Genomic DNA, 22,859 nt, shown 5'->3' on the forward strand with positions numbered 1-22,859 from the left:
CCTCGCCGTAGGACTAGTCATCCCTATCCGTTACACCCCCGGCCGCAACCGCGGGGCACTTAGTCGCCTTACCGCCGGCTTGATGCGCGCCAGTGTCGGCCGTCGACGGACGACCGATTCAATCTATCCATCGTAGGAATTGGTCCCAATACGGTGTCAGCGCCTACTTCGCGTGCGAGATATGGAATCGCACTACCATAAGCGTGGGCGACTGCTGCGGCGAGGGATCCAAGAGGTTGCATCTACCACGTGGTAGGCACGAACCGTCGCCCATGAGTCTGCGTGGCTACCACGTGCCGTGCACCGTCGCCCATGAGTCTGCGTGGCTACCACGTGGTAGTGCGTACACAAGCCGTCGCCGTTGAGTCTGCGTGGCTACCACGTGGTAGTGAAGTAACCCGGCCCGCGCCGCAGTCGCTGGTCGCTACATTGCCGCCATTGCCGCACGAACAGCAAAGGCTTTGAGACCGTGCGGACCTTGGAAGATATCACCCAAGGTAGCGGTGAGGGGGCTTCCAGACGAAGAAATGGGCGTTAGCGCGTTTTACCGCGCGGTAGTGAGGGATGAGGCCGCAACGCACATGTGTAACGACGAAAGCGCGTCCGGTTATGTGCGCCCGAGACGTTTTGATAGCGGATACTGGAGTGGTGAGCCGTGATTGGGGTAAGAGACGTTCGAGGCGTATCCGCTTGTCACGAACGGACCCACATGGATCCCGGCTGAGAAGATTTGACAAATTATATTATTATCGGAAACACTTAAATTACTGCTAACCGATTGAGATAATCGGCAAAGCTCGCCCTTGCAAGCGGGTGGGTGACGTCGGGCCTGCTCCCGGACGACAGTTTTCGAGCTTGTCGGAAATGCTTTCCTTCCGGAGAGCTCAGGAAGCCGTCCCACAGTTCCTGGCGGCTGCCTTCCGGAAGTTGTGCCCAATACTCATCCATCCGATTGGTCTGATGCTTCCGGGCTGCGGTCCGTCGCTGCTCCAACTCCCGCTCACGGCGTTGACTATCTTCTAACAGCGCCGCCTGCTGCCGCTTTTCTCTGAACAGTGAGAGTTCGGCCTTCTCCGAATTCGTTAGTAGATAACGATCCTCTTCGTCTCGCAGGGCACTTTTAAACAAGGAGAACCAATTTTTAACGGGGTTTTTCTGTCTGTTGAGAACGTAGCGATACAACAAGACATCAGATATCGCTTCGATCCGTTCTATAGGGAAAGCTTCTGCAATCTCTTTAATCTGCTTCTGATTGAGGCCGAACTCTTCCCGAAGTTCTTTGTACCGGCCCGGGTCAAGGTAGGCACTCTCAGACAATAGTTTGCTGTTGGGATTTTGAACTATGACGAAGTTAAGTGAAGTGACGAATCGCTTTTCTCGGCCATATCGCACCGAGGCGAAAATGTCGCCCAGCGACTCGAGTTCCACTAGTGCCGGTTGTATCACTCTCATACTCAGACGTTTGAACTCCGTATACTCCTCTTGGCCAACGCCCATTCGCTCTCTGAATTCGTCGAGCGTCATGTAACCGGTCTCTCCTCGCCACAGGTTCTCTCGCAACAACTCATATAGGTTCAGGGTGTATTTGCTTTTGAATCGCGCGTTCATCCTCATGGAGACGTGATGGTATCGATCCGGCGCGGCGTAGAGCCTGCATAGGAACGCCGGAATCTTGTAGTGTAGGGTCGTCCCTTCGATTAGAACATCCTGAATCATCTGTGTTGAGAACCATCGATTACCATCCGGGATCTGCATAAGCGCTTGCTGCATCTCTGACAGTGACGCTTTCAAGTAGGCGTAGTCGTTCACGTTGTGGTCCACTAACCACGATAGATAATCAAGCGAGACCGAGAAGACCTGCTGCGTCGACATTGTCGGACGTGCGACGAAAATGAGAGCGTTATGCAACTTGCTCTGCAGAAGCTTTAGCGGGTTTATAAACCGTACTCGCTGGCTGACTTTCTTCAGAAGGAGTTCTTCTTTTACTTGGGTAACCGGGATCCCTTCCCTGAAGAGATCGAGACTCTGCTGGTAGTTTCTCTTGCCCTCTGATTCGTTGCTCAAATAAAGCCGCGCCATGTCCGTAGAAGATAGCCTCTCAAGAAGCGCAGCCTCGTCTTCTTCAGTGAGAACCTCCACGGCATCGCTGCCGAGCTCGGCAATTGACGCGGTTGTCGACTCCTCCCGTGTAGCAAGGTGGGAAGCGCCTGACGTCGCTGCAGCGACCGGGAGCAAGAGTTGGCTTTCGATTTTTCTGTTCCTGACGCCCATACTCCCTCCAACGATGTAGGCGCTACTATGACCGTCTCCAAGCCCCATGTCAAAAAAGGTATGTAGTCTTGTCGCGCCGGTCACCAATAAATGTAGTCTTGAGGGCGAAGTTATGCGGGTATCGACGGTCGCAACGACCAGGGATGCGCCCATAAAAGTAGTCTTGAGTATGTTGCGTTACCACAACGCGCGACGGCCAAGGCAAAAACAAGCCCCAGTCAGCGGGGGAACCCTCGGTTCTTTGACAGTGCGAGGCAATGAAGACCACATTTGCCGTGGCGAAAGACGGAACATGAGCCTATTTACTACTCAACGCCGGACCGGACCACCGTGAAGACTACATTTATTTGGCGCATTGACTGACTACGCTTAGGAAATCGAGCTTCCAACTGGCGTAACAGCCCATAATGGATGCGCAGGGGCACTAACCACCAGTGAAGACTACATCTATAGGGGCCTCCTGAGGAAAGGGGCCCGATAGATGTAGTCTTTTCGCAGAATTTTGCGGATAGGCGGTGGTAGCACCCCGAGACATGTAGTCTTGGAAGGATCGGCTAAGTCGGGTTCGTCGAGCACCAGAAGGTGTCGAAGCCTCAACTTGTGCCTTCAATGGGCTGGTGCCGATCTTTCCGGGGTCGATCTGATCTCTAAGTATCAATCAAATCTCATCTGTTAACGTCGCCTAAACCCTTGATTCTTAAGCTCGTTTAAGCTCATAGGACTACATTTCTAGTGGGGATAACCCAAAGAACTGTAGTCTTTGCGGTTCAGGACTACTTTTGTCGGGAGCCGCAAGACTACCTTTGTGGTGGTTTAAGGCTACGTATGTCGGTGAAAGACTACGCCTATAGGTGTAGTCCTCAGCCACGCTAGGCGTTGGTTCGGAATTGTGTCTCCGCACCGATCGACGACATGGCTTGTATGCGTCGGCGTTGGACCACACGAGCCTTTATCCCTGAACGAGTGTTACGGCGTGGTCGCCCCCGAGGGTTGGAAGTTGCGTTCATCGGCGCGATCGGGTCCACATGCGATGGGTACTCTCGAGGGGCCCACCGGCACGGAACCGCCGGACGCACCCCGATCAACAACAACTCCAAAGCGAGTTAGAAACCAGTCACCGACGTGACTGCTCGATGCCCTCCTGCGCAGATAGCTACTGATGTCGCCTTCGTCGGCCCAGAAGAGGGGCGACCTTCAAAAGAGAAAGATCGAAAGATCAAACGGAACAAGTGCGAGCCTTGGCAGGCAGTCCTTTGCTGGGCCTGACGGCGACATCTGGACGATCGAGGAGCACGGCGTGCTACGAATCGACGCCGCCGGGCAAAGAAGTTCCAGCCCGTTTAATCAGGTACGTGCGGTTGTTTCAGCAATACTCGAACAACGGATGCCTACCGTCCGGCCCGGCGCCGACAGGAACGTTAGCCTCCGCGATGGTGTTTGACTCAACCGCCTTCGACGCACACCTTGGCACGGGAGGTTCTTGGCTCACTAAGACAAGGGCTCAAACGAGTCCGTGGACGATGAGAGACGCTCTCCGGAGAGTGTCCCGTTTTCGCCGTGCCCAACGTCACGTCCTTGTATTTAAAGGAAAAAGACGTTGTTACAAAACGTGCCGAATATGCACATCCCCCTTATTCGGCACGCTTTTCGTATTATGAAATGCCGCCCATCATGGCAACCGCGCGTTGGTTCTGATGTGCGCTAGACCATGGAAATGGCGCACGAAATTAGCCTTCTTTCGAAAAAACGGAGGACGCTCGTGCTGTTTCAATGGTGACCATTCATAAAGGGTTGCCATGCGTCTTTTTAAAAACAAGCGTCGGGCCGTGCTGTCTACGGCTCCTGGCATGTACGCGGAGGAAGATCCGAGCCAAGTTATCTTCGAGACAAGCACGAAGCTAAAGCTCGAGGCTAACCGCTGGATGCTGATTTCGTTCGGCCTTGCCGTGATTGCCATCGGCGCGGTATGGACGCGGCAACCTGCGCCTTCGGTCACTCGCGTTGTGGGCGTGTCTGCCGATACCGGCGGGCACCCGATCGTGACCGAGCTCGTCGCCTACAAGCCCGACTCGCAAGCTGTGCGCACGACGGTCAAGGACATGGCCGTTCGTTGGTTCACGATCGAGCCGGTGCTGTCGGACCGCCTCGAGACTTCGCGCATGACCGCCAACATCAACGCGGTGAAGGCACAGATGATCGGCGCAGCAGCCGGTCAGTTCCGCGACTGGCTGAAGGCCGACACACCGTTCCAGCAGATCACGGCAAACCAGAAACTGATCCGCGAAGTCGACGTGCGCAACATCGCGCTGCTCGAAGACTCAACTGTACTCGTCGAATTCACGACGACGACCTCGCAGGCTGGCGCCACGGGCAAGCCGGACGTGAAGTCGTACGCGCTGACGTTGCGCTATCAAATCGTCGCGCCCACTGCTGAGCAGGCGCTGACGACGAACCCGTTCGGCATCTTCATTCCGTTCTTCCGCCTTGAGCGGACCGCATAAGCATGACCGCAACCATTCTCAACAAACGGCCGGTCATCGGCATGTGCCTTCTCGCTGTGTGCGCAGCGTTCCTCACGCAACCGGCTCTAGCTAAGAAAGCCAGCGGCGACTCGGCGTTCAATGCCGCGATGGTTGCTGGCGACCCCATGAGCCCGATCAATCCGTTCAACGGCGGCGCTGATCCTTTGACGATGCCGGGCGATGCGCGCATCGGCGTCTTCCCGTACAGCCGCGACCAGATCTACCGCGTGCTGACCGCACCGCTCAAGCTGACGACGATCGAACTGGAAAAGGGCGAGAAGCTGATTGCTGACCCCGCGATGGGCGACAGCGTCCAGTGGGAAATCGACGACGACAAGATGAACCACGTCTTCATCAAGCCGCACAAGGCCGATCTAGTCAACACGCTGCATCTGACGACGAATCTGCGCGAGTACGACTTCACGCTTATCGCGTCGCCGGCGGGCGGGATGTTCTATCAGACGGTGCGCTTCCAATACCCGCGCGCGCCGATGGCTCGCGTCAGCGCACGCGACGACGCGACGGCGACTGGCAGTCGCGGCGGTGCCGATTCTGGAAGCATCGGTGTGGCGCCGGACAAGCTGAACTGGGACTACAGTGTCGATGGCCGCGCCGAGTTCACGCCCGAGACAGTCTTCGACGACGGCCATGCGGTCTGGATGCGCATGCCTGCCAAAGCGCAGGAGTGGCCGGTTCCGTTCATTCTTGACCACGGCGACCGTGTCGTCGCGAACTTCATTCGCCGCGGAGACTTCCTCGTCCTGCAGCGTCTCGCCGACGAGATCGTCCTGCGTTCTGGCAAGGATGAGGTCACGGTGACGCGCGGTCGCCGCCGCCTCTTCGGGGTGTTCTGATCGTGGCGAAAAAACCGGACTCGGCTACGCCCAGCGCGGAACAAGAAGCACTCGTGAAAGGCAAAACGCCACGCAATGCGATCATGAGCATCGGCATTCTGGCTGCGGTTGTGATTGGCGGCCTCGGCTTCTACTACCAGCTACAGGCGACGAACAAAGCAGACGAAGAAGCGCGCATTAAGAGGGCGACCGCACTCAAGTCGAGTACGGAGACGCCCACTGCCGCGAACAACAACGACATCGACCAGATGATCCGTCAGCAGCGCGAAGCAGCGGCGTCGGAGGCAGCCGCTCGCGCAGCGTCTGAAGCAGCGGCTCCGAAGCCCGCCATCAAACCGATGCTGACCGGTGCGGACTTCAAGGAAGAGGTCGCAGGCTCGGGCACGGACACGCGCGAGCTTTCCCGCCAAGCGGCGCAAGACGCGATCTATACGTCTTCCATCTTCAAGCAGGCAGGCGCGTCGCGTTCGGCGAACTCGTCGACCGGCGTACTCCCCGCTGGCGTCCCTTCGTTGGACGAGGTGCGAGCTGCTCGGAACGCTGCGGGAGCCAACACTCCCGATGCGATGGCGATCGCCTTGGCGAAGCAGGGCCAGGCACCCGAAGATCGCGACCGCGCCTTTCTCCGCGATGCGGGTTCGCGCGGCGGCATCGAACGGACAACCTTCAATGGCCGGTCGACGGGCTGCACGTTGACGTCGCCGCACGTTATCCACGTCAAGACGGTTGAGGGGCTTAACTCGGACAAGCCGGGTCGCGTGGCGTTGATGGTGGACGAGGATGTGTATGACAGCCTGCGCGGCGACTGCTTGATGATTCCGAAGGGCGCGTTCATCAACGGCATGTACAGCGCAGACGTCAAAGTCGGTCAGGAGCGTCTGCTGGTCGCCTCAACGAGTTTGCGTCTGCCCAACGGCAAGAGCGTGCCGCTCAACGGTATGCAAGGTGCCGACCAAAACGGCTACGCCGGGTTCTCGGGCGACGTGAACAACCACTTCCTGAAGATCTTTGGTGCGGGCTTCATTACGGCGATTTTGCTGAAGGCGTTCGACAGCAGCTCGCAGACGGCGACGACCGCGACGCCTAACGGCGTCACGACATATGGCGACACGGCAGGGCAGGTCGCGGCCGCGACGGCCCAGACCGTCATGCAGCGCAACCAGAACATCCCGCCGACGATCACGGTGGAGCCCGGCCAAAAGTTTCTGGTGCAGGTCACCCAAGACATCGTGATGGAGCCGTACCATGAGTAAGGCTCTCGCGGCGGCATGCCTGTCTGTCATGGCGTTCGGCGCCCATGCTGCAATCATCGATTCGATCATCAGCCCAACGCGCATCGTGCTCGATGACGGCGTAAAGCGCGCAATCGTCGAGCTGCCGGGCGAGCCGGTCTACACCTGCGGGCTGAAGCCGTTCCTCGCATGGGCTAACCGCTTTGAGGGCCAAACGGTCGAAGCTGCTTCCGGTGGCGTTGCCGTGAGCATCGACGGCTCGCCGGTCAGCCTCGAAAGCCTCTTTGTGAAAGCCGGGTGGCTGCGCCCCGCGAATCTTACCGATGACGCACAAGCGAGCATCGCAGAGCGGCAAGGTGGCTGGGCTTGCGCGTCCGCGCAAGCGCCGTTCGACGTCATGCACACGTCAGTCGATCCCAAGATTCTCGCCGGTATCGCGCTGAACGAGTCCGCCTATAACGGGCGCGCATGGCCGTGGACGTTAAACGTTGCCGGTCGCGGCTTTTTCTTCCGCACGCGCGAGGACGCGTACCGAGCCATTCGATACCTCATCAGCAACGGCCGTTCAGACTTCGACATTGGCCTGATGCAAGTGAACTGGGGATACCACAGTAAGCGCTTCAAGAGTGCTTGGGATGCGCTCGCGCCGGCGACCAATATCCGCGTGGCCGAAGACATCCTCAACGAGAACTACCGCCTCACGCACTCAGCCGTCAAGGCCGTCGCGTATTACCACAGCGCCAATCCCGCACCGGGCCGCGAATACCTCGCGCGCTTCGTGAAGCACCTCTCTCAAATCGAACGCGGTCTATGAAGCACACGCTCTCTCTTCTCACTATCGCGCTCGCCGCGGTGACGCTCAACGCAGCGGCCGCTGGCACGGACCCGCTCGACTTTGACTACGAGATCGCGGGCAATGTGCTTGAACGACCGGCGCTCGTCTTCAACGACGGCAGCGACACGTACTTCCAACCGCGCGCCGGCCAGGTGTTGCGCGTCGACGGTGGCCACAGTCAGGGTCCGTACATCGTTGTGCCGGGCACGCCCGAGGTGATTCGTTACTCGGCTGGCGGTTCGAGCGCCACCGCTTACTGGAAGAAAGCGAATCGATTCATTGGCGACAAGGCGCGCACTGAGACCCCTGCGGGATTCACTGGATTTTCCGGTCGGCTCGCGCTTATCGGACCGCGCAGCAGCCTCGAGAGCACGCGGCCTCTGAACGCCACGCTGCCGCTCGCACAACTGGTCAAAGCGCTGGTGCCGCAGGGCTGGACAGGGTCGGCACAGAAAGACATCGACTTGACTACGTCGACGAGCTTCGGCACGCGTGATGGCGAGAACTGGATGCAGTCGCTCGATCGGCTGGTGGCCGCGTCCGACCTGTACGCCGACGTCGATTTCAACTCTCACCATGTAACACTTCGCCGCTCGGCTCCACAGTCAGTCGCGGTCAACTACGTCGCCCCGGTGTCTCAGGTCGCTGCAACTCCGGCGCCCGCGTCAAGCGCTAGCGCTAGCGCTGCGGCCGATCCCATCGGCGATATCGCGAAGAAGGCGGAAGCGCAGGCATCTGCCGCATCAGGTTCAGTCCTCGCGGCCAAGCTGGGCGCAGTGGCGATCCGCGACGGGGACGACAGCCACATTCAAATCAAGTTTTCCGCCAAGCCCGCTACTGAGTTGAAGGTGACGGGGCAAGACGGCAAATCGCTGCGTCCGAAGTGGGATGACGCGACCGACGTGGTTACGTTCAACCGCGCGGAGCGTTTCACGATCTCGAACGGCACCGACAACGTCGAAGTCGCCCGTGTCGCCGGAACCGTCTATGAGTTCGACACGGCCAACAAGGCTGCTCTGCAAAGCGTGTTTGATGAAAACGGTTCGACGTTCTTCAAGTTCGCTGACACCGTCGGCAAGGTGACGGTCGCCGACGTGGCGCACATGGGCTCGGGCGAGCAGAAGGGCCGCTTTTACAAATTCAACGGCACCGCCGACCAGTTCATCGTTAACGCCGACGGCAACGTTGTCAACGTGCTGCGCAAACATGATGTGCGGTTCTTCGATCGGCCCGCGTCATGAACCGGACTTTGATTCACATCTCGACGCTGCTGTGCGCGGCCGTCTCCGTGCATGCGCGTGCCGACTGTCTTGACGATGCCGCGCGCTATCACCGCGTCAGCGTTCAAGTGGTACGCGCGATCGCGCAGCAGGAGTCGGGTATGCGCCCGTATGTGACGAACCGCAATACCGATGGAAGCGAGGACATTGGGTTGATGCAGATCAACTCGTCCTGGCTTCCAAAACTCGGGCGCTTCGGCATCACCCGGCAACACCTGTTCGATGCCTGCGTTAACGCCTATGTGGGGACCTGGATCCTCGCTTCGAACATCAAGCAGTTCGGTCCGACATGGAAAGCGGTCGGTGCCTATAACGCCGTTTCCTCGAACAAGCAGCTTATCTACGCCAACAACATTTACCGCCGCCTGCAACGCGCGAACTGACCAACATGACGCCTACTTTTTCTCTTCAAACGCATCGCACCGCGCGCATGGTGGCCCACTTGTTCGCGTGTCTTGCACTGACGACCGTATCGGGTCTTGCTGCAGCGGAGCCTGATCAGTCTCGCCTTGCGCCGCCGCCCGGTGACGGTTGGCAACTGCTCTCCGCGCCGGTCGCAAAGGCGCCAGTCGCACAGCTCGCGATGGTGGCGCCTTCTGCGCACGTTGCGGCTGCGGTCCCTGTTGTTCCTGCTGCTCCCGCTTCTCCTGCCGCGCTCAAGGCAGCGATCGGTGGCGCTGCGCCTTCGGCGCTTCCGGGTGTTGCCGCGCCGTCACCTATCGGCTCGTTGGACGTCGCTCCGATCGTTGTGCCGTCCCAAGGCGGTGCAACGGCCCCCGGTGGACTTTTGACCTTTTCCATCACGCCGCAGGACATCAACATGCGCAACGCGCTCGATCGCTGGCTGCAGCAGCAGGGCTGGCAACTCGCCTGGAAGATCGATGACGACCTGCCACTCGAGTTCAACGCGACGTTCACCGGGGACTTCAAATCGGTGCTCACGCAAGTGATGCAGGCGACCAATCACATGCGCACGCCCACGCGCGTCTGCAAGCACACCAATAACGTTATCCGCGTCGTCGCACGCGCAGCCAACTGCCAAGAGTAACCGCCATGCGTCTCACGAAAATCAAATCTGCCGTTGCCATTCTCGTGGCTGCATCGCTTACCGGCTGCGCCGTCTCGCAATCGGACGTGAACCATGCGTATGACGCGACCAATGCTGAAGCCACGCGCGCGATGGGCAATGGCCCAGAGTCGATGTCGCTCGTTGAGGAAGTGCCGACCGCGTTCCTCGGCGACCGGTTGGTACCGGTCGCCTATGAAGCGACACTTCCCGCGATCTTCCGCGAAAAGTCGGTCGTCTTTCCGGGCAATCTGCCGCTGTCCAAAATCGCGACGCTCGTTTCGACGGCTACCGGTTATCCGGTGCATCTGAGCCCGGATGTGTTCATTCCGCGCGACGCGCTGATTCCGAAGACCAACGGCGGGAACGGGCAGAGCGCCCCGATGCAGCCGCAAGCGATGGCAAAGTCCAACGTTGAGCCGGTGTACGCGCAGGCGTGTAACTGCAAGGTAGGCGCATATCTGCGTGGCGTGACGGAAAACCTTGGCCTCGACTGGACGTTCGATGGCAGCACCATTTCCATCAGCCGGTTCGTCACCAAGACGTTCACGATCGCGGCGATCCCGGGCAAGGTGTCCATCAAGTCCACCATGTCGAAGGGCACGGATACGTCGACCGGCAACCAGGCATCCGGTGGCACCACGGGCGGCACGTCGGGCAATACCGGGTCTTTCTCGTCTATCACGTCGACCGGGCGCGATGGCACGTTTGACCAGATTGCGATCATCCAGTCGGAGCTGGAAAAGCTGAAGTCGCCGCTCGGCGAAGTCGTGGTCAATCCACAAAGCCGCCTGGTGATGGTTCACGACACCAAGGAAGCCGTCGATCGCATGGGCGCGTTGCTCGCGCGCGAGAACGCGATCTCGACCCGTCAAGTCGCTCTGCGAGTCCGTACCCTGCAGGTCGATCTGAGCAATTCGTCGCAAGCCGGCGTGAGCGCCGACATCGTCTTCAACCGCATCTCGGACGGCCTGAAGCGCTACTCAATCTCGGTTGCTTCGCCCGCGTCGTTGGCAACTGCAATTGGCGGCACCGTGGGCTTGTCCGTCTTGAAGCCGGGTTCGCCCATGGAAGGCACCAACGCAGTCATCAGCGGCCTAAACGCCTTCGGCAAAACGGTTCAGGACAACACCCAAACGAAGATGACGCTCAATGGCTTGCCGGTTTCGATCGGATCCTTCGAGACAAAGGGCTACCTCGCTGCAACAACGCCTAGCCTCGGTTCCATCTCGGGCGGTACTGCTGGCGTGCCGGGTCTGCAACCGGGGTCGGTGACGGTCGGTGACTTCGTGAACATCCTGCCGTCGGTCAATGACCACAACCAGATCATCCTGTCGTACTGGAGCGATAGCTCGAAGCTCAATGGTCCGTTCACAACCATCAGCACCGGTTCCGGCGACACGCTGCAGCAGATCCAGTTGCCCGACATCATCGGCAACAAGGACGACCAGACCATTGCACTGTCGGATGGACAGACGGTTGTGCTGTACGGCGCAGTGGGCAATCGCTATGACGGCAACAGCAACAACGGCATCGGTGGTCTTTCGGGCGCGTGGAATAAGGGTCGTACGTTCCAAGTGATCATGCTGACGGCAACCGTCGTCCCGTCGATGTGAGCGCGGGGTAAAAATGCCTTTGCACTTCGAATCCATACCGGGAGAAAAAGGCGCCAAGCTCGTCTTCGGGCTGGACTGGCGCGCCTACTCCGCTAAGGGTGCCCGCGCCGAACGCCGACACTACGTCGAGGAGTCCGGCGCGACGCACTACACCGAATACAAGGCGAATGACGAGACCATCGTCGGGTTCTGCGAACTGGAGCCTTCGCAGCGCAAGGGCGGCAAGCTGTACTCCGCCGCCGCTCGTATTGCGTCGCTGGAGCGCGTCCGACGGCGCCCGGCGGTACTCGTTCTCATCCAGAACGATGAGCGCGTGCATTTGGTGCTCGTGCAGCGCGGCGCTGTCTCGCTCGATCAGGAGGTAGCACTTAATGCGCTTGCCGACAAGCGAGACGAGATCGAGGACGGGTGCGCAAAAGCCGGGCTTGAACTGGCGACCCTGGGTTACGGCGCGCAACTGCACGCGGTCGACGAATCGTTCGACCTTCGCGAGCTGCTCGTTGCGCCCAAGGTCGGGCTAATCAAGAAGGTCCCGGTGGCGGTGCCCACGACGGTGCCGTTGCTCGTCATCCTCGCTGCCGTGTTCTTCGGCGGCAAGCAGTTGATTGAGATGCTCAACCCGCCGCCTCCGCCGCCGGCACCCCCGCCGACGTTCATGCAGGAATACCAGTCGGCTGTCATGCGCACGCTGGCCGCGCCTGCTCCACTTGCCAATCAGCTTGCACCAAAGCTGCTCGCGAGTTTTGGCGCGCAAGAAACCAACGTTGCGGGATGGCAGTTTCAGAGAGCGTCCTGCACGATCTCGGGCCCCTGCATCGCAACCTACAAGCGGCAGGGCGGCACGTTCAAGGAATTCGACGCACGCGTGCCGGAGTCGTTGCGACCGGTCGTCTTTAACCCGGACGGTTGGCATCTGACCGCGCGGGGTCCTGAAGTAACCGTCGCTGAACGGGTCGCGCTCGCCCAACAAGCGACGTGGCCGACTCAGCAGGCTCTCATCAAGACCTTGCAGACCGATCCGCAGAAGCTTTCCACCAAGCCGGACACGCTCGATAGCCACGGCTACGTCGTTGATATCAAGCCCGCCGAGCGTCTCATTGCGCGACAACCGACGGCTGACGAAGTGCAGGGGCCGCTCGTGCAGCGCGGCACGTGGCAGATCGACGGATACAAGTGGCAAAGCGCGCTGCTCGCGCGCCTGCCCGACAACATGGCACTGGACACCCTCGACGTTGAGCTGAAAGACGACGGTACCGGGGTGCATTTCACTGCGAAGGGTAAATACTATGTTCTCAACTAAGTGGCCAGCACGGGCCGCCTGCTTCGGTGCGCTTATGTTCGTCGCCGGCGCGGCGGTTTCGGAGGAAAGTCATCTCACGCTAGACGACATTGACAAGCTCGCGCGCGCAAAGCTCGTCGACTCGATGCGGGGTCCGCAAGGTGGCCAAGGCGGGGCAGCAGCACCGGGCAACGGCGGCGGCCTTGCTTCGCCCCTCGGCGCAACGGCTGCGCCGGTGCCGGCGGTCCCACCAGCCGCGCCCAAGTTTGAGCGCAAGTTCAGTGTCCCGTCGAAGCGCGTCATTGCAGCAACCTTCGTGGGCGCGTACTCCGACCTGTCGGGCTCCTACGTGCTGTATGACTATCAAGGGACGACTTATACCGCGCGCAGCGGCAGCCGCTTGCTCAACGGTTGGACCGTCGCCTCCATCGACGGCTTCACCGTCAATCTTGTCGACGGCAAGCGCCACTGGACAGAGACCATCGCTGCGCCCTCCGACGCGCCCGCCGGGATTCCGGACTCGCCAGCCGTCAGGGCGATCACTGATCTGTCATCGCCGCTTCCTCCGGGCGGCATCGCGCCGACGGCTTCCACCTTCGTACCGTTTGGGAAATAAGAAATGGGTCTTTTCGCACAAGAAGAGCAGGGCACACCAGATGCTCCGCGTGGTGGCTTCCTGAAGCGGTTTCGCGCACCGCGCTCGAGCTTCATTGAGCCCGGCACGGGTGCGGAACCGAAGTTCGCGGCCGGTGAGCCGGTTGCGGGAAAACGCAAACGGCGGGAAATATTGGCCGACGAAACGGCAACCGAGCAGGCGTCGCCGGTGAGCACGCGCGCGGTGAATCCCCAAGTCACGTTTCTCGGTCGCGCGCTGTCGGGGGGCGACATTGAGGACGTCGAGAGCACAGAGGTTGGCGATGATTGGCACTCGCCGGCGCAGGCGGTGCCTGAGAGATCCGAAACTCTGGCCGGTGTGACCGATGAAGATGTGGCCTTTCGTCCGTTCGTCCCGCCCAGTTTCGAACGACCCACCTTCGCGAGTATGTCTGCGGCGTTGGCGGCCAGGGAGCACGGCGTGCAAGTGAATGGCGCAGCCTCGACAGTCGAATCGGTGGCGGCCGCTGCCCAATCCAGCTACGCGCCACAGCCTGAACTCCAGCCTGTGGTAGCGCCGTCGGCAGACCTTGCGCACGATGCTGACGCCGCGGACGATTCGCCTTCTGACACGCGCGGCCGGTCTGGTGCAAACGCGAGCCCGCTTGCGTTCGAGAAGCAAGCGGATGTCGCTCCTCAGCGGCCTATCGCCTCCGCCGAGAAAAAGTCGATGTCTGCGCCCACGAAGGCAGAGCAGGAACAGCCAGCGGAAGACGAAGATCAACCCGAGGGCGGTGGATTGTCTTCCGGGCGGCCGGAACTCGTGTCGCCCGATTCACTTCCTGACTTCAAGCGCATTCTGACCGTAGCGAATGACGATGCCGCGCTGCGCATTCCTGCGGCCGCGCGCAAGGAGTTTGTCGCCGTCGAACTGCAGCCGGGCGTGGCAATCACGGTGGCGACCGCACGATTTGCGGAAAAGGCCCAGTACGCAACCTTCATCAAGGATCTGGGTGCGAACGACATTCTCGTGCGCGAGGAGATGATCGCGACCGATGCCGTGATCGCCGCGATCTACTCGGGGAAGGCAGCTGCGTCTGCGAACTCCACGGTTCGCGAAGCGAGCCGGGCGATCGGCAATTTCCGCGACATCGTTGAGGCCGCGCATGCATACGGCGCGAGCGACATTCACTTTGAGCCACGCGAGTTTCACAACGAGGTCGAAGTTCGGTTTCGCGTGAACGGCGACATGTACACGTTCAGCCGCATGCCGAAGGCCATCGTGCGTCGGGCGTTGTTCGCGGCGTACAGCGATCTCGTTCAGCGCAACACGAACTCGGGCAACAGCTTCCAGCCGAGCGCGCCGCAGTCGGCGATGATTCCGCTGGTCGTCAAGACGGACACGGTCAACTTGCGCTGGCAGTCATCCCCGCTCGTTGGCGGCTATGACGTCACGCTGCGTCTGCTCGACGGCAACTTCAAGAACTATTCGGTGCTGCTGCCCAAAGACATGGGCCTTGAGAAGAGCCAGCTTGAGCTGATCGAAACGCTCAACTTTGTGAGCGGCGGCATCACGGCGCTCACCGGCGAGACCGGTTCCGGTAAGACGACAACGCTCCGCGCGCTCTCGTACATGCTGCCAGATCGGGAGCTCAAGAAGCAGTTCGCGGTGAACGAGCCGTCCGAGTATCCGATGCCGTGGCTGTCAGACTACTCGATCATCCGCCGCCCGGACGAGACCGACGATGAAGCCAACCGCAAGTATGCGGAGGTGATTCGAACGCTGATGCGGCAGGACCCGGACGATTTGACGATCGGCGAGGTCCGCGATCGCGTTGTGATGGGTTTGGTCGCGGAACTGGCGCTGACCGGTCACCCGGTGCGATTCTCGCTGCACGCCGGCGACATCATCGCGGCCGTGATGCGCATGGCGGGGGGGCGGCTGCAACTTCCGATCGACGAGCTCGCTTCCGAGGGATTTATCAATGCAGTGGGCAACCAGAAGCTGATTCCGACGCTTTGCGAGCACTGCAAGCTGCCGGCCGAAGACGTGATGCCCAAAGCCGATCTGGAATTGCTGCGCACGAAGTTCGGTCTCGACACCTCGGCGATGGCGTGCCGCAACTATGACGGCTGCGAGCACTGCCGGCTGAAGGGGCTTTTCACGCGCAACGGCAAGGTGGCAGGCGGCACCAAACGCCCGTCGTTGGCTGCCGAGTTGTATCGCCCGACCCCGGAATTCCTGGAGCGTGTTGCCCTGCGCGATTGGGCCGGTGCGCGCGCAGTTTGGCGCGGCGAGCGTCGTACCGGCTTCGCTAACGCCGATATGAATGGAAAGACGCTATATGAACATGCTCTTTTCAAGGCTTCGCGCGGATTGATTGACCCACAATTCATCAATCGCTCGATGCAGTCGTTCGCGCAGTACCGCGTGATGCCCGGCGTCGATGGTTTGATGGTCTAACCCTGCAATCCTTCATGATCACCACGTTCGCAAAGATGCTGCCCGTGCGGCAGCAGTTGGTCGTCGCGCGCTGGCGGTTTCAAAAAGTCCGCGAGGACTTCTACCGAGAGACGCGCCTCGATATCGCAGCGAAAGGCCTGCGCAACACGGAGACGCTGTTCGACCGGCTGGAAACGTACGAGAAGCGGAGCCGCTCTCGAGGCAAGCTTCAGTGGCGCGTGTTCGCGCGCATCCGCGAGACGATGCAGCGCGGGGAGAGCTTCGCGCTTGCGATCAAGCCATTCATTCCCGGCGACGAGTATGCGCTGCTGGACATCGCTGACGAGTCTTCACGCGAGGATGCGGTCGTTCGCGGCTTCGAGCTCGCGGAAATGGCGGCGAAGGCCAAGCGCGTGCTGTCGTCGACTACCTCCGTGCAGATGGCCTACCCGGCGCTGCTGCTCGTATATATGTACGCATACTGCATGCTGTTTGGCGGCGTCATCTTCCCGCAGGTGCTCGACGTGCGGCCGCTCGACCAATGGCCGGATCTTGGCCGCTTCCTTTACCACGTCGACACGTTCTGCTACGAGTATTGGTGGCTCACGCTCACGGCGGTGATCGGCTTTGTGCTTGCTTACTTCTCGAGCCTGAAGCGTTGGTCCGGGCCCATGCGGGACAAATTCGATCGGATGCCGCTGCTTTGGCGCAATCGCCGCGACCTCCGCGCGGCGCTGCTCATCGTCTCGCTCGCAGGCCTGTTCGATTCCAACCTCACGCTGCGCGCGGCGCTCGACCGGCTTCTCAAGACGGCCGATCCGTGGCTGCGCTGGCATTTGAAGATCATGGATCGACGCTTGACGGCGCGATCCGATGAGCCGATGCGTGCGCTTGACACCGGCATCTTCTCGGTGACGATCGTGGACACGATCACCGACGCCGCGGGCCGCGATCAGTTCGAAGCCGCTATCAAGAGCCTTGGCCGCGATTCGCTCGACCGCGTCGTTGAAACAGTCAAGCGCAACGCCCGGATGACGCACTTCATGCTGCTGGGCTTTGCGGCGGCACTGTTTCTGACTCTTGGCATCGGCTCATATGTCGTCACCGGTGCCGTCAATCTCACATCGGGGAATCCCGCCGCTACCAGCTACTAAGGACATACAAAATGACCAACGAGAAAGAAGAAGCCGCCCAGATGGACACGATTGAGACGGATCCCATCAAGGCGCGGCGCGCGCGCATGCTCAAGATGGCGCGTGCGAACAAGCAGTCAGGCGAGTTGTCCATGATTGAAGCAGGCGCGGTGATGGCAGGTGCCGCACTGCTTGCGTTGGCCGTTTATGCGGGCGGTAAGTACCTGCTCGATCTGATTCATTCGTCGCAGTTCAAAAGCGAAGCGCAGATGTTCCACACCGGGATCCTGAACGCGACGCAGAACGACGCCGACTTCTCCGCGGAGGCCCTCACCATCCTGGCGCAGAACCACGCCTTCGATTCGGCGGGTTCGCGCGTCGCATCGGATAAGTCGTCGGTCAAGGGCATGTTCAATGGCACGGTGACCGCTGCCGTTGGGACGCTCACCACATCCAATGATGCGCTGATCCTGACGTATCCGGTCACTTCGACGGTTTGCTCGCTAAGTGCCGCAGCACTCGTCACCGTGTACACGCAGGTGACGGTGAACGGCACGACGATCTTCTCGCCGACGACGACGTTCAATCCGGCAACGGTTGCGACGGCCTGCGCGTCCAACGGCGCAATGGCGTCGATGGCGCTGTGGACCACTCGGACCTAATCGCGGGCCGCCGATATGGGAAGCATTCTTGAGATGTTGATTGTCCTGATCGGCGCGGCCTTGCTGACGGTACAGGGAATCAAAGAAGACATCGCTGCCAAGCGCCAAAATCTACTTCAGATCGAAGGGCAGAATATTGCGTCGATCAACTCGGCGCTTGGCAGTTACATCACCAACAACTACGCGTCGCTGATTCCAGCGGGGTTTTCGCAGACGACGTCCACGCCTATCGCTGCTCCGACGCTGGCGCAACTGAGCGCGCAGTCAAACAACAAGGTTGCGTTCAAGAATGGGCCGTTTTGGGGTGGCACGTACCAGATCGCTCTATCAGTTGTGCCCGACAACTGTTCGACCGCAGCGGGCAATTGCCATATCGCCTCGCAAATCTATCCGAGCCTGCCGCTTATCAGCATGACGGACAAGACGGCTGACATCGCGGGAGCCGGTGTCCTCGCTGCGGCCGGAGGTGCGCAGTTCGGCTATTCGACAAACCGAGCGCCAGCGACGGTGACCGGCATTCATGGCGGCTGGACGCTGCCTAATCCAGTAGGCAGTAAGGCTGGGATGGTATTGGCGATCAACGGCTTTGGCGCGGACGGTAATTCGCCGTATTACCGCCGTGATGGTGCGCTGCCGCTGACCGGCACGATGAACGCCAATAATCAGGACATGCAGAACGTCGGCAATGTCACGCTCGGTGCGAACAAGGTCTTGAAGTTGCAGGCGGGCAACAGCCTGCAGATCGACAACGGCGCGATGTACTACGGTGACAGCGTGAACGCGGCCGTGCGTACCAAGGGCAACCTCTATGTGCAGAACTATCAGGGAACGGGACCGGCCGGGCTCAACGTCGGGGACGTCAGTTCGTCAGGGACCGTCTCAGGCAACACCATCAACGGCGATGTTGCGAACATCAACTACACCGCCAGCAAGTGCAGTTGGAACGGAGTGACGATTCGCAACAACCTCATGTACGTGTGCAATAAGTGGGGCAACTGGGTAGGTGCGAGCACTTTGGTGAGCAACCAGTCGGCAGATGCCCAGTACAGCGGTTGGTATAACGGATGGGGCGTTACACCTCCGTCATGCGGCCCCGGCGGCACCGCGTGGTATCGCATCATCCCGCAATCGCTGACGACCGACTATTCGAATCACAATCCGCCGATCTCGGGCGCGCGTTACACGATGGGTTGGAACGGCTCGCAATGGGTGCTCCAGATCTATGACGTGCTGGCTGACGGCGCAAATACGCTTGTGCAAGATCAGCTCGGCCTCCAAGCGCAAATCGACGTTGGCTGCAACTACTCAAACCAATAAGGACATGAAAAGAATTGGGACGGGAATCTCGTTGGCATTGATGGCGACGCTTAGCGGTGTGCTGACGGCTCCAGTCACTGCCAATGCGGAATGGGTACAGAATCCTATCGGCGTTCCGCGTGCTCCCGGTTGCGATCCAGGGTATTCGTGGCAGAAGCTCGGTGTACGGTATCAATGTGCCACGCCGCAACCTAATTGCGCATACGGCTTCGCTATCGGACCAGTGTGGACAGGAACAGCTTGGAGCTATTCCTGCAATATACCGCCCCCGCCAGCGTGCCCGAGCGGTACTAACCAGACGGCTGCTCCATCGTGGAACGGCGCGGCGTGGGTTGGACAGACTTGCCAACCAGCTAACCCACAGATCAAGGACCCTCAGTCGCAGTGTGCAGCCCGCGCTCTGCAAGACGGCATCGCGATTGGGCCAGTGACGCGACAATATAAATACAATTCCTCTGCAGGAGCGGCAACATCGTACTACCACGACGGCTCCCAAGGACCGTATTGGGAAGCAGGCGCCGAGTCGGGGACAACGTGGACAATCATGTGTACCTATGTGAATGCTACAGGTGATCCGGTGCCCGAAAGCTACTGGCAATACCTCAGGACGCCGGACATACCGTACGTGGACCCAGGCGGCGGTTAAAGTCGCAAACCAAAACGCCTCGGAGCTACGCTTCGGAGCGTTTTTCCGTCAGCGTCCGGCACCCAAAAAAACCGCCGATCAACTGGCGGCTTGTCCAACTATTACGAGACGTTCCTTGTTAGCCGATGACGTTACCGGTCGTGAAACTGAAGGTACGTGAGAATGCAGCACCGTTGATGGTGCCCGTCAGCGAAACCGTGTATTGCGAGTTCGGAGACAACGGCGTGGTCGGATACGCAACGCCCATCCACGACGGAAGAATCTTGTTCGGGTCTTTGGCCGAATCGAGAACCTGCAAGCCGATCACGTGCGACGACAAATCCGTCATGGTGCCCGTTTGCATAACGATGGTGTCAGTCGGGTTGCCCGCAACAGCAACCGGCGTACCCCAATTGCCGGACGTTGCAGGCGGGACCGGGATTTCTCCACCAGCCGAGTAGGCAACACCAGTCGTTCCTTGGCAGGGGAACGTCAACGGCGCGTTGGTCGTGACCTGCTGATAGTTCGTCAGATTCAGTGCGTAGTATTCCTCCGGGAAACCGTTATAGGTCGTGGCGACCTTGCCGATGCCGACCGTATTCGTAGGCGACGCAGCGATCATGATGTGATACACGCCCGAAATCAGGCCATAGACGGCTTGCTGACCATATTGTGTTTCTGTCCACGTGGCGGGCGTATAGAAGCCACCTGACACCCCGACCGAACCGTTGGTGGCCATATATCCGAAATGGGCTGCGCGATCAGTGTAGTTCACGCCTGTGAAGCCGGGATTACCCGCCACTTCGGTATCCGTAAAAACGTTGTTGGTTGCAAGGTACTGCGCGTGTGCCGCCGTCGCCTGATCGAGCGCGGTGTTTTCCTGAAGGGCCGGAAAGCCGCATTGCTGACGCTGTTGGTTTAGCAGGTTAAACGCGGCCAGATGGAAGCTGTCAGCCGGGTACTGAGGCGTCGTCAAATTCGCCGGATTCGTCGTCGCCGGCGTGCTGGCGCCACTCGCCGGGGCCGCAGGCGATGCATCGCTGCTGCTACCACCACCGCCGCCGCAAGCGGCCACCAGCAGCGATGCAGCGATCGCTGCCATCGAGGGTTTGAAGCTTTTCTGAATGGTCATTTGTTGTTTCCGATCTAGTTGTTGCAGTCGCCCCGCGATCTGCTTACTTTCATCTTATCGAGCGGTGTTCGAAGTCAAGCCGTCTTGAAAAACCGCCTCGAAACCGCTTTCGTCGTTGGCAAATTGCCGTTGGCCAATCGGCGGCGCACGCATTGTAATACCCGGTAAGAGTTCCAATTTTCGGCACCGTTGTTTGATCGCAACCGTTTGCTATCGCTGCTGTCCTCGGGCGCGGAAGTGCTTCACCCGCAAGACGACGAAAACGACGCCGAGCACCGCTGCGACCGTTACTGGCTGCGTCGCCCCGACCGAAGACAGGAGCGCCGTTCCGCCCCAAAGCAAGACCAGGAAGGTCGCGAGCGCGCCGAATGCTTTGCTTTCCAACACCCTGACGAACCGCCGTCTGTCCGAGCCGAATTTTTGCGAGAAGCGGCCGTTGCTTCGCTCAAGGTCGAATGCATTTGAGTGCGATACAGTCGCTCGGTCTGCGCGATAGTGCCTCTCGTACCGCCTGAACCGTCCGTCACCGCGGCCCTGGAGCCATGCGACGACGCTGTCGGGAAAGAGGTAGGCGAAGTCCTGCATGGCTCAATGCGTCACGTCGGAGTGGAACTCGATGGCACCAACCGCTTCGGGAATGCAGCGTCCGTCGGCGTCGCCGAAGTAGGCGCCCGTCTCGAGGTCGAGCCAGCCGAACTGCGCCCGGCCGTCGCGTGAGAAAACAATGAGTCCAGCTTCGACTGAAAATTTACGTAACATCGCTCAACTCCAGTTTGGATTACGACTTCGCCTTCTTCTGCTTCGAGGCAAGGCGCGATTTAAGGGAATAGCTGCAACCCGGGCAGACGAAGTCCTTAGCCAGCTCGATTTTCCCCTGTTCATTGGCGAGGACATAGTCTGTCTTGCAAGAGCGGCAGGGCGCCACGGAAAGTCTCGAATCCATCGCCATCGCGCCGGCGAGGTGGTTCGCACGATCGGCGGTGATCAAGAGGTCGTCACCGAACAAATTCGCCGCGATGTCATTCGTTGCGATCAGGGCCTCTGGAATGTTCGCGCCGTTCTGAAGCGCACATCGGTACAGCCAGACCACGAAAGTGGCTTGGACTCTGTTGACTGCCGTTTGGACGTACCACGTGAGCGACTTCGTCCTGCACCCCACTGGCGAGCTAACGCCGTGGATTTGCTTGTAGATCGTGCGCGCCGTCGTGCGGTTCAGGTTGAAGAAGTCCACCGCCGTGGAGGCACGGCATCCCTGCGCCATGAAGAGTCGCGCGAACTCGTCGCGTTCAGCGCGTTCGAGCCGAAGATGCGACCAAGAGTCCTTGTAGGGCAACGCCGAAGCAGGAATCTGGGACGTGCGCATGAGGTAGTGCGCAACCGATTCGTTGGAAAGCCAGCCTGTGCAGTACTCTTTCCAGAACAATGTATCTTCGAAGCGCCATTTGAAGAGAGGGAATTTGATCCGGCCAATAGCCGCCTCAAGCTGGCGCATGGGCTTTGTCGTTAAATACTCGGCAAGCTCGAACGTGATGCCCAGCAACGGCGCTGCCAGGACGTTCATGTGCAGCACATCCTTCAGCAGCGTCACGTAGTGGCAGTTGTAGTGGAAAATGTCGCGGCTGATCATGCCGTCCACGGCAGGCATGTTCGAAGCGAGATCTGCGACCGTTGGTGAGACCAGCACGTCGTCGACAAAGGTTTCCCAGTCGCGAGGGTTGGGAAGCGTTGGCAGGAGCGCCAAAAAAGGCATGTTCATTAGCGTCGCCTTCGGAGCGGCGTGCTGGTTGAACGTCTCGAGGTTTTCGAGTGATACGGCAAACGCCGCCTCGGCTCCTTCATACCGGGTAAGCACCCTGTGCATTACGTCGGTCAGGGAGTAATTCGCGCGCTGGATCTTCTCTGCAAGAAACGTGGGCAGAGTCAGGCTGGTCTCGATCGCGTTTAGTGTTTTGATGGCCATCGCTAATTCTTATTGTTTGTGTACAACACGGCGCACAC

General features: G+C 59.8%; 19 protein-coding genes. 14 read left to right on the forward strand and 5 right to left on the reverse strand.

What is annotated here, in order from left to right; genetic code table 11:
- Nucleotides 1-759 precede the first annotated feature (759 nt).
- Nucleotides 760-2,424, reverse strand: a complete 1,665-nt coding sequence (locus tag AWB82_RS16470; protein WP_086968986.1) for a replication initiation protein — start codon at nucleotides 2,422-2,424, stop codon at nucleotides 760-762.
- Nucleotides 2,425-4,118: 1,694 nt separating this feature from the next.
- Here AWB82_RS16470 and AWB82_RS16475 point away from each other — a divergent pair.
- The 14 genes from AWB82_RS16475 to AWB82_RS16540 are packed head-to-tail and all read left to right on the forward strand — an operon-like array spanning nucleotide 4,119 to nucleotide 19,104.
- Nucleotides 4,119-4,772, forward strand: a complete 654-nt coding sequence (locus tag AWB82_RS16475; protein ID WP_407643007.1) for a type IV secretion system protein — start codon at nucleotides 4,119-4,121, stop codon at nucleotides 4,770-4,772.
- Between the two features lie 2 nt (nucleotides 4,773-4,774).
- A complete protein-coding gene (locus AWB82_RS16480; RefSeq protein WP_086968990.1) occupies nucleotides 4,775-5,647 on the forward strand; it encodes a TrbG/VirB9 family P-type conjugative transfer protein in 873 nt (290 codons plus the stop codon).
- 53 nt (nucleotides 5,648-5,700) lie between these two features.
- Complete coding sequence (locus AWB82_RS16485) at nucleotides 5,701-6,900, forward strand: TrbI/VirB10 family protein (RefSeq protein ID WP_235023325.1); 1,200 nt, start codon at nucleotides 5,701-5,703, stop codon at nucleotides 6,898-6,900.
- Nucleotides 6,893-7,693 carry a transglycosylase SLT domain-containing protein gene (locus AWB82_RS16490; RefSeq protein ID WP_086968994.1) on the forward strand — a complete coding sequence of 267 codons (801 nt, stop codon included), beginning with the start codon at nucleotides 6,893-6,895 and terminating at the stop codon, nucleotides 7,691-7,693. The genes AWB82_RS16485 and AWB82_RS16490 overlap by 8 nt, the downstream gene beginning before the upstream one ends.
- A complete protein-coding gene (locus AWB82_RS16495; RefSeq protein WP_086968996.1) occupies nucleotides 7,690-8,955 on the forward strand; it encodes a TrbG/VirB9 family P-type conjugative transfer protein in 1,266 nt (421 codons plus the stop codon). Before AWB82_RS16490 ends, AWB82_RS16495 begins: the two co-directional genes overlap by 4 nt.
- On the forward strand, nucleotides 8,952-9,377 hold the full coding sequence (locus AWB82_RS16500) for a lytic transglycosylase domain-containing protein (protein WP_086968998.1): 426 nt from the start codon (nucleotides 8,952-8,954) through the stop codon (nucleotides 9,375-9,377). The genes AWB82_RS16495 and AWB82_RS16500 overlap by 4 nt, the downstream gene beginning before the upstream one ends.
- Nucleotides 9,378-9,382: 5 nt before the next feature.
- Nucleotides 9,383-10,042 carry a toxin co-regulated pilus biosynthesis Q family protein gene (locus AWB82_RS16505; RefSeq protein WP_407643008.1) on the forward strand — a complete coding sequence of 220 codons (660 nt, stop codon included), beginning with the start codon at nucleotides 9,383-9,385 and terminating at the stop codon, nucleotides 10,040-10,042.
- A gap of 5 nt (nucleotides 10,043-10,047) precedes the next feature.
- The gene (locus AWB82_RS16510; RefSeq protein WP_086969002.1) at nucleotides 10,048-11,676 is read left to right on the forward strand and encodes a type II secretory pathway protein; all 1,629 of its coding nucleotides are present in this window, start codon (nucleotides 10,048-10,050) and stop codon (nucleotides 11,674-11,676) included.
- Nucleotides 11,677-11,689: 13 nt separating this feature from the next.
- The gene (locus tag AWB82_RS16515) at nucleotides 11,690-12,976 is read left to right on the forward strand and encodes a hypothetical protein (protein WP_235023326.1); all 1,287 of its coding nucleotides are present in this window, start codon (nucleotides 11,690-11,692) and stop codon (nucleotides 12,974-12,976) included.
- A 34-nt stretch (nucleotides 12,977-13,010) separates the two neighbouring features.
- Entirely contained in the window at nucleotides 13,011-13,571 is a 561-nt protein-coding gene (locus AWB82_RS16520; protein WP_086969004.1) for a hypothetical protein, read from the forward strand.
- A gap of 3 nt (nucleotides 13,572-13,574) precedes the next feature.
- Nucleotides 13,575-16,013 carry a GspE/PulE family protein gene (locus AWB82_RS16525; protein ID WP_235023327.1) on the forward strand — a complete coding sequence of 813 codons (2,439 nt, stop codon included), beginning with the start codon at nucleotides 13,575-13,577 and terminating at the stop codon, nucleotides 16,011-16,013.
- Between the two features lie 14 nt (nucleotides 16,014-16,027).
- Nucleotides 16,028-17,146 carry a type II secretion system F family protein gene (locus AWB82_RS16530; RefSeq protein WP_086969006.1) on the forward strand — a complete coding sequence of 373 codons (1,119 nt, stop codon included), beginning with the start codon at nucleotides 16,028-16,030 and terminating at the stop codon, nucleotides 17,144-17,146.
- A gap of 11 nt (nucleotides 17,147-17,157) precedes the next feature.
- On the forward strand, nucleotides 17,158-17,787 hold the full coding sequence (locus tag AWB82_RS16535) for a type 4 pilus major pilin (RefSeq protein ID WP_086969008.1): 630 nt from the start codon (nucleotides 17,158-17,160) through the stop codon (nucleotides 17,785-17,787).
- Nucleotides 17,788-17,802: 15 nt separating this feature from the next.
- Nucleotides 17,803-19,104 carry a hypothetical protein gene (locus AWB82_RS16540; RefSeq protein ID WP_143756750.1) on the forward strand — a complete coding sequence of 434 codons (1,302 nt, stop codon included), beginning with the start codon at nucleotides 17,803-17,805 and terminating at the stop codon, nucleotides 19,102-19,104.
- Nucleotides 19,105-19,868: 764 nt separating this feature from the next.
- On the opposite strand, the gene AWB82_RS16545 is transcribed toward AWB82_RS16540, so the two are convergent.
- The 4 genes from AWB82_RS16545 to AWB82_RS16555 form a co-directional block, all read right to left on the reverse strand.
- Nucleotides 19,869-20,861 carry a CAP domain-containing protein gene (locus AWB82_RS16545; protein ID WP_086969011.1) on the reverse strand — a complete coding sequence of 331 codons (993 nt, stop codon included), beginning with the start codon at nucleotides 20,859-20,861 and terminating at the stop codon, nucleotides 19,869-19,871.
- A 210-nt stretch (nucleotides 20,862-21,071) separates the two neighbouring features.
- On the reverse strand, nucleotides 21,072-21,446 hold the full coding sequence (locus AWB82_RS16550) for a hypothetical protein (RefSeq protein ID WP_086969013.1): 375 nt from the start codon (nucleotides 21,444-21,446) through the stop codon (nucleotides 21,072-21,074).
- A gap of 3 nt (nucleotides 21,447-21,449) precedes the next feature.
- Nucleotides 21,450-21,620, reverse strand: a complete 171-nt coding sequence (locus AWB82_RS37955; RefSeq protein WP_200818126.1) for a hypothetical protein — start codon at nucleotides 21,618-21,620, stop codon at nucleotides 21,450-21,452.
- Between the two features lie 19 nt (nucleotides 21,621-21,639).
- Entirely contained in the window at nucleotides 21,640-22,821 is a 1,182-nt protein-coding gene (locus AWB82_RS16555) for a FlhC family transcriptional regulator (RefSeq protein ID WP_086969015.1), read from the reverse strand.
- Nucleotides 22,822-22,859: the final 38 nt, after the last annotated feature.

Origin of the sequence: Caballeronia glebae, from assembly GCF_001545035.1 — a bacterium.
Taxonomy (GTDB): Bacteria; Pseudomonadota; Gammaproteobacteria; order Burkholderiales; family Burkholderiaceae; genus Caballeronia; species Caballeronia glebae.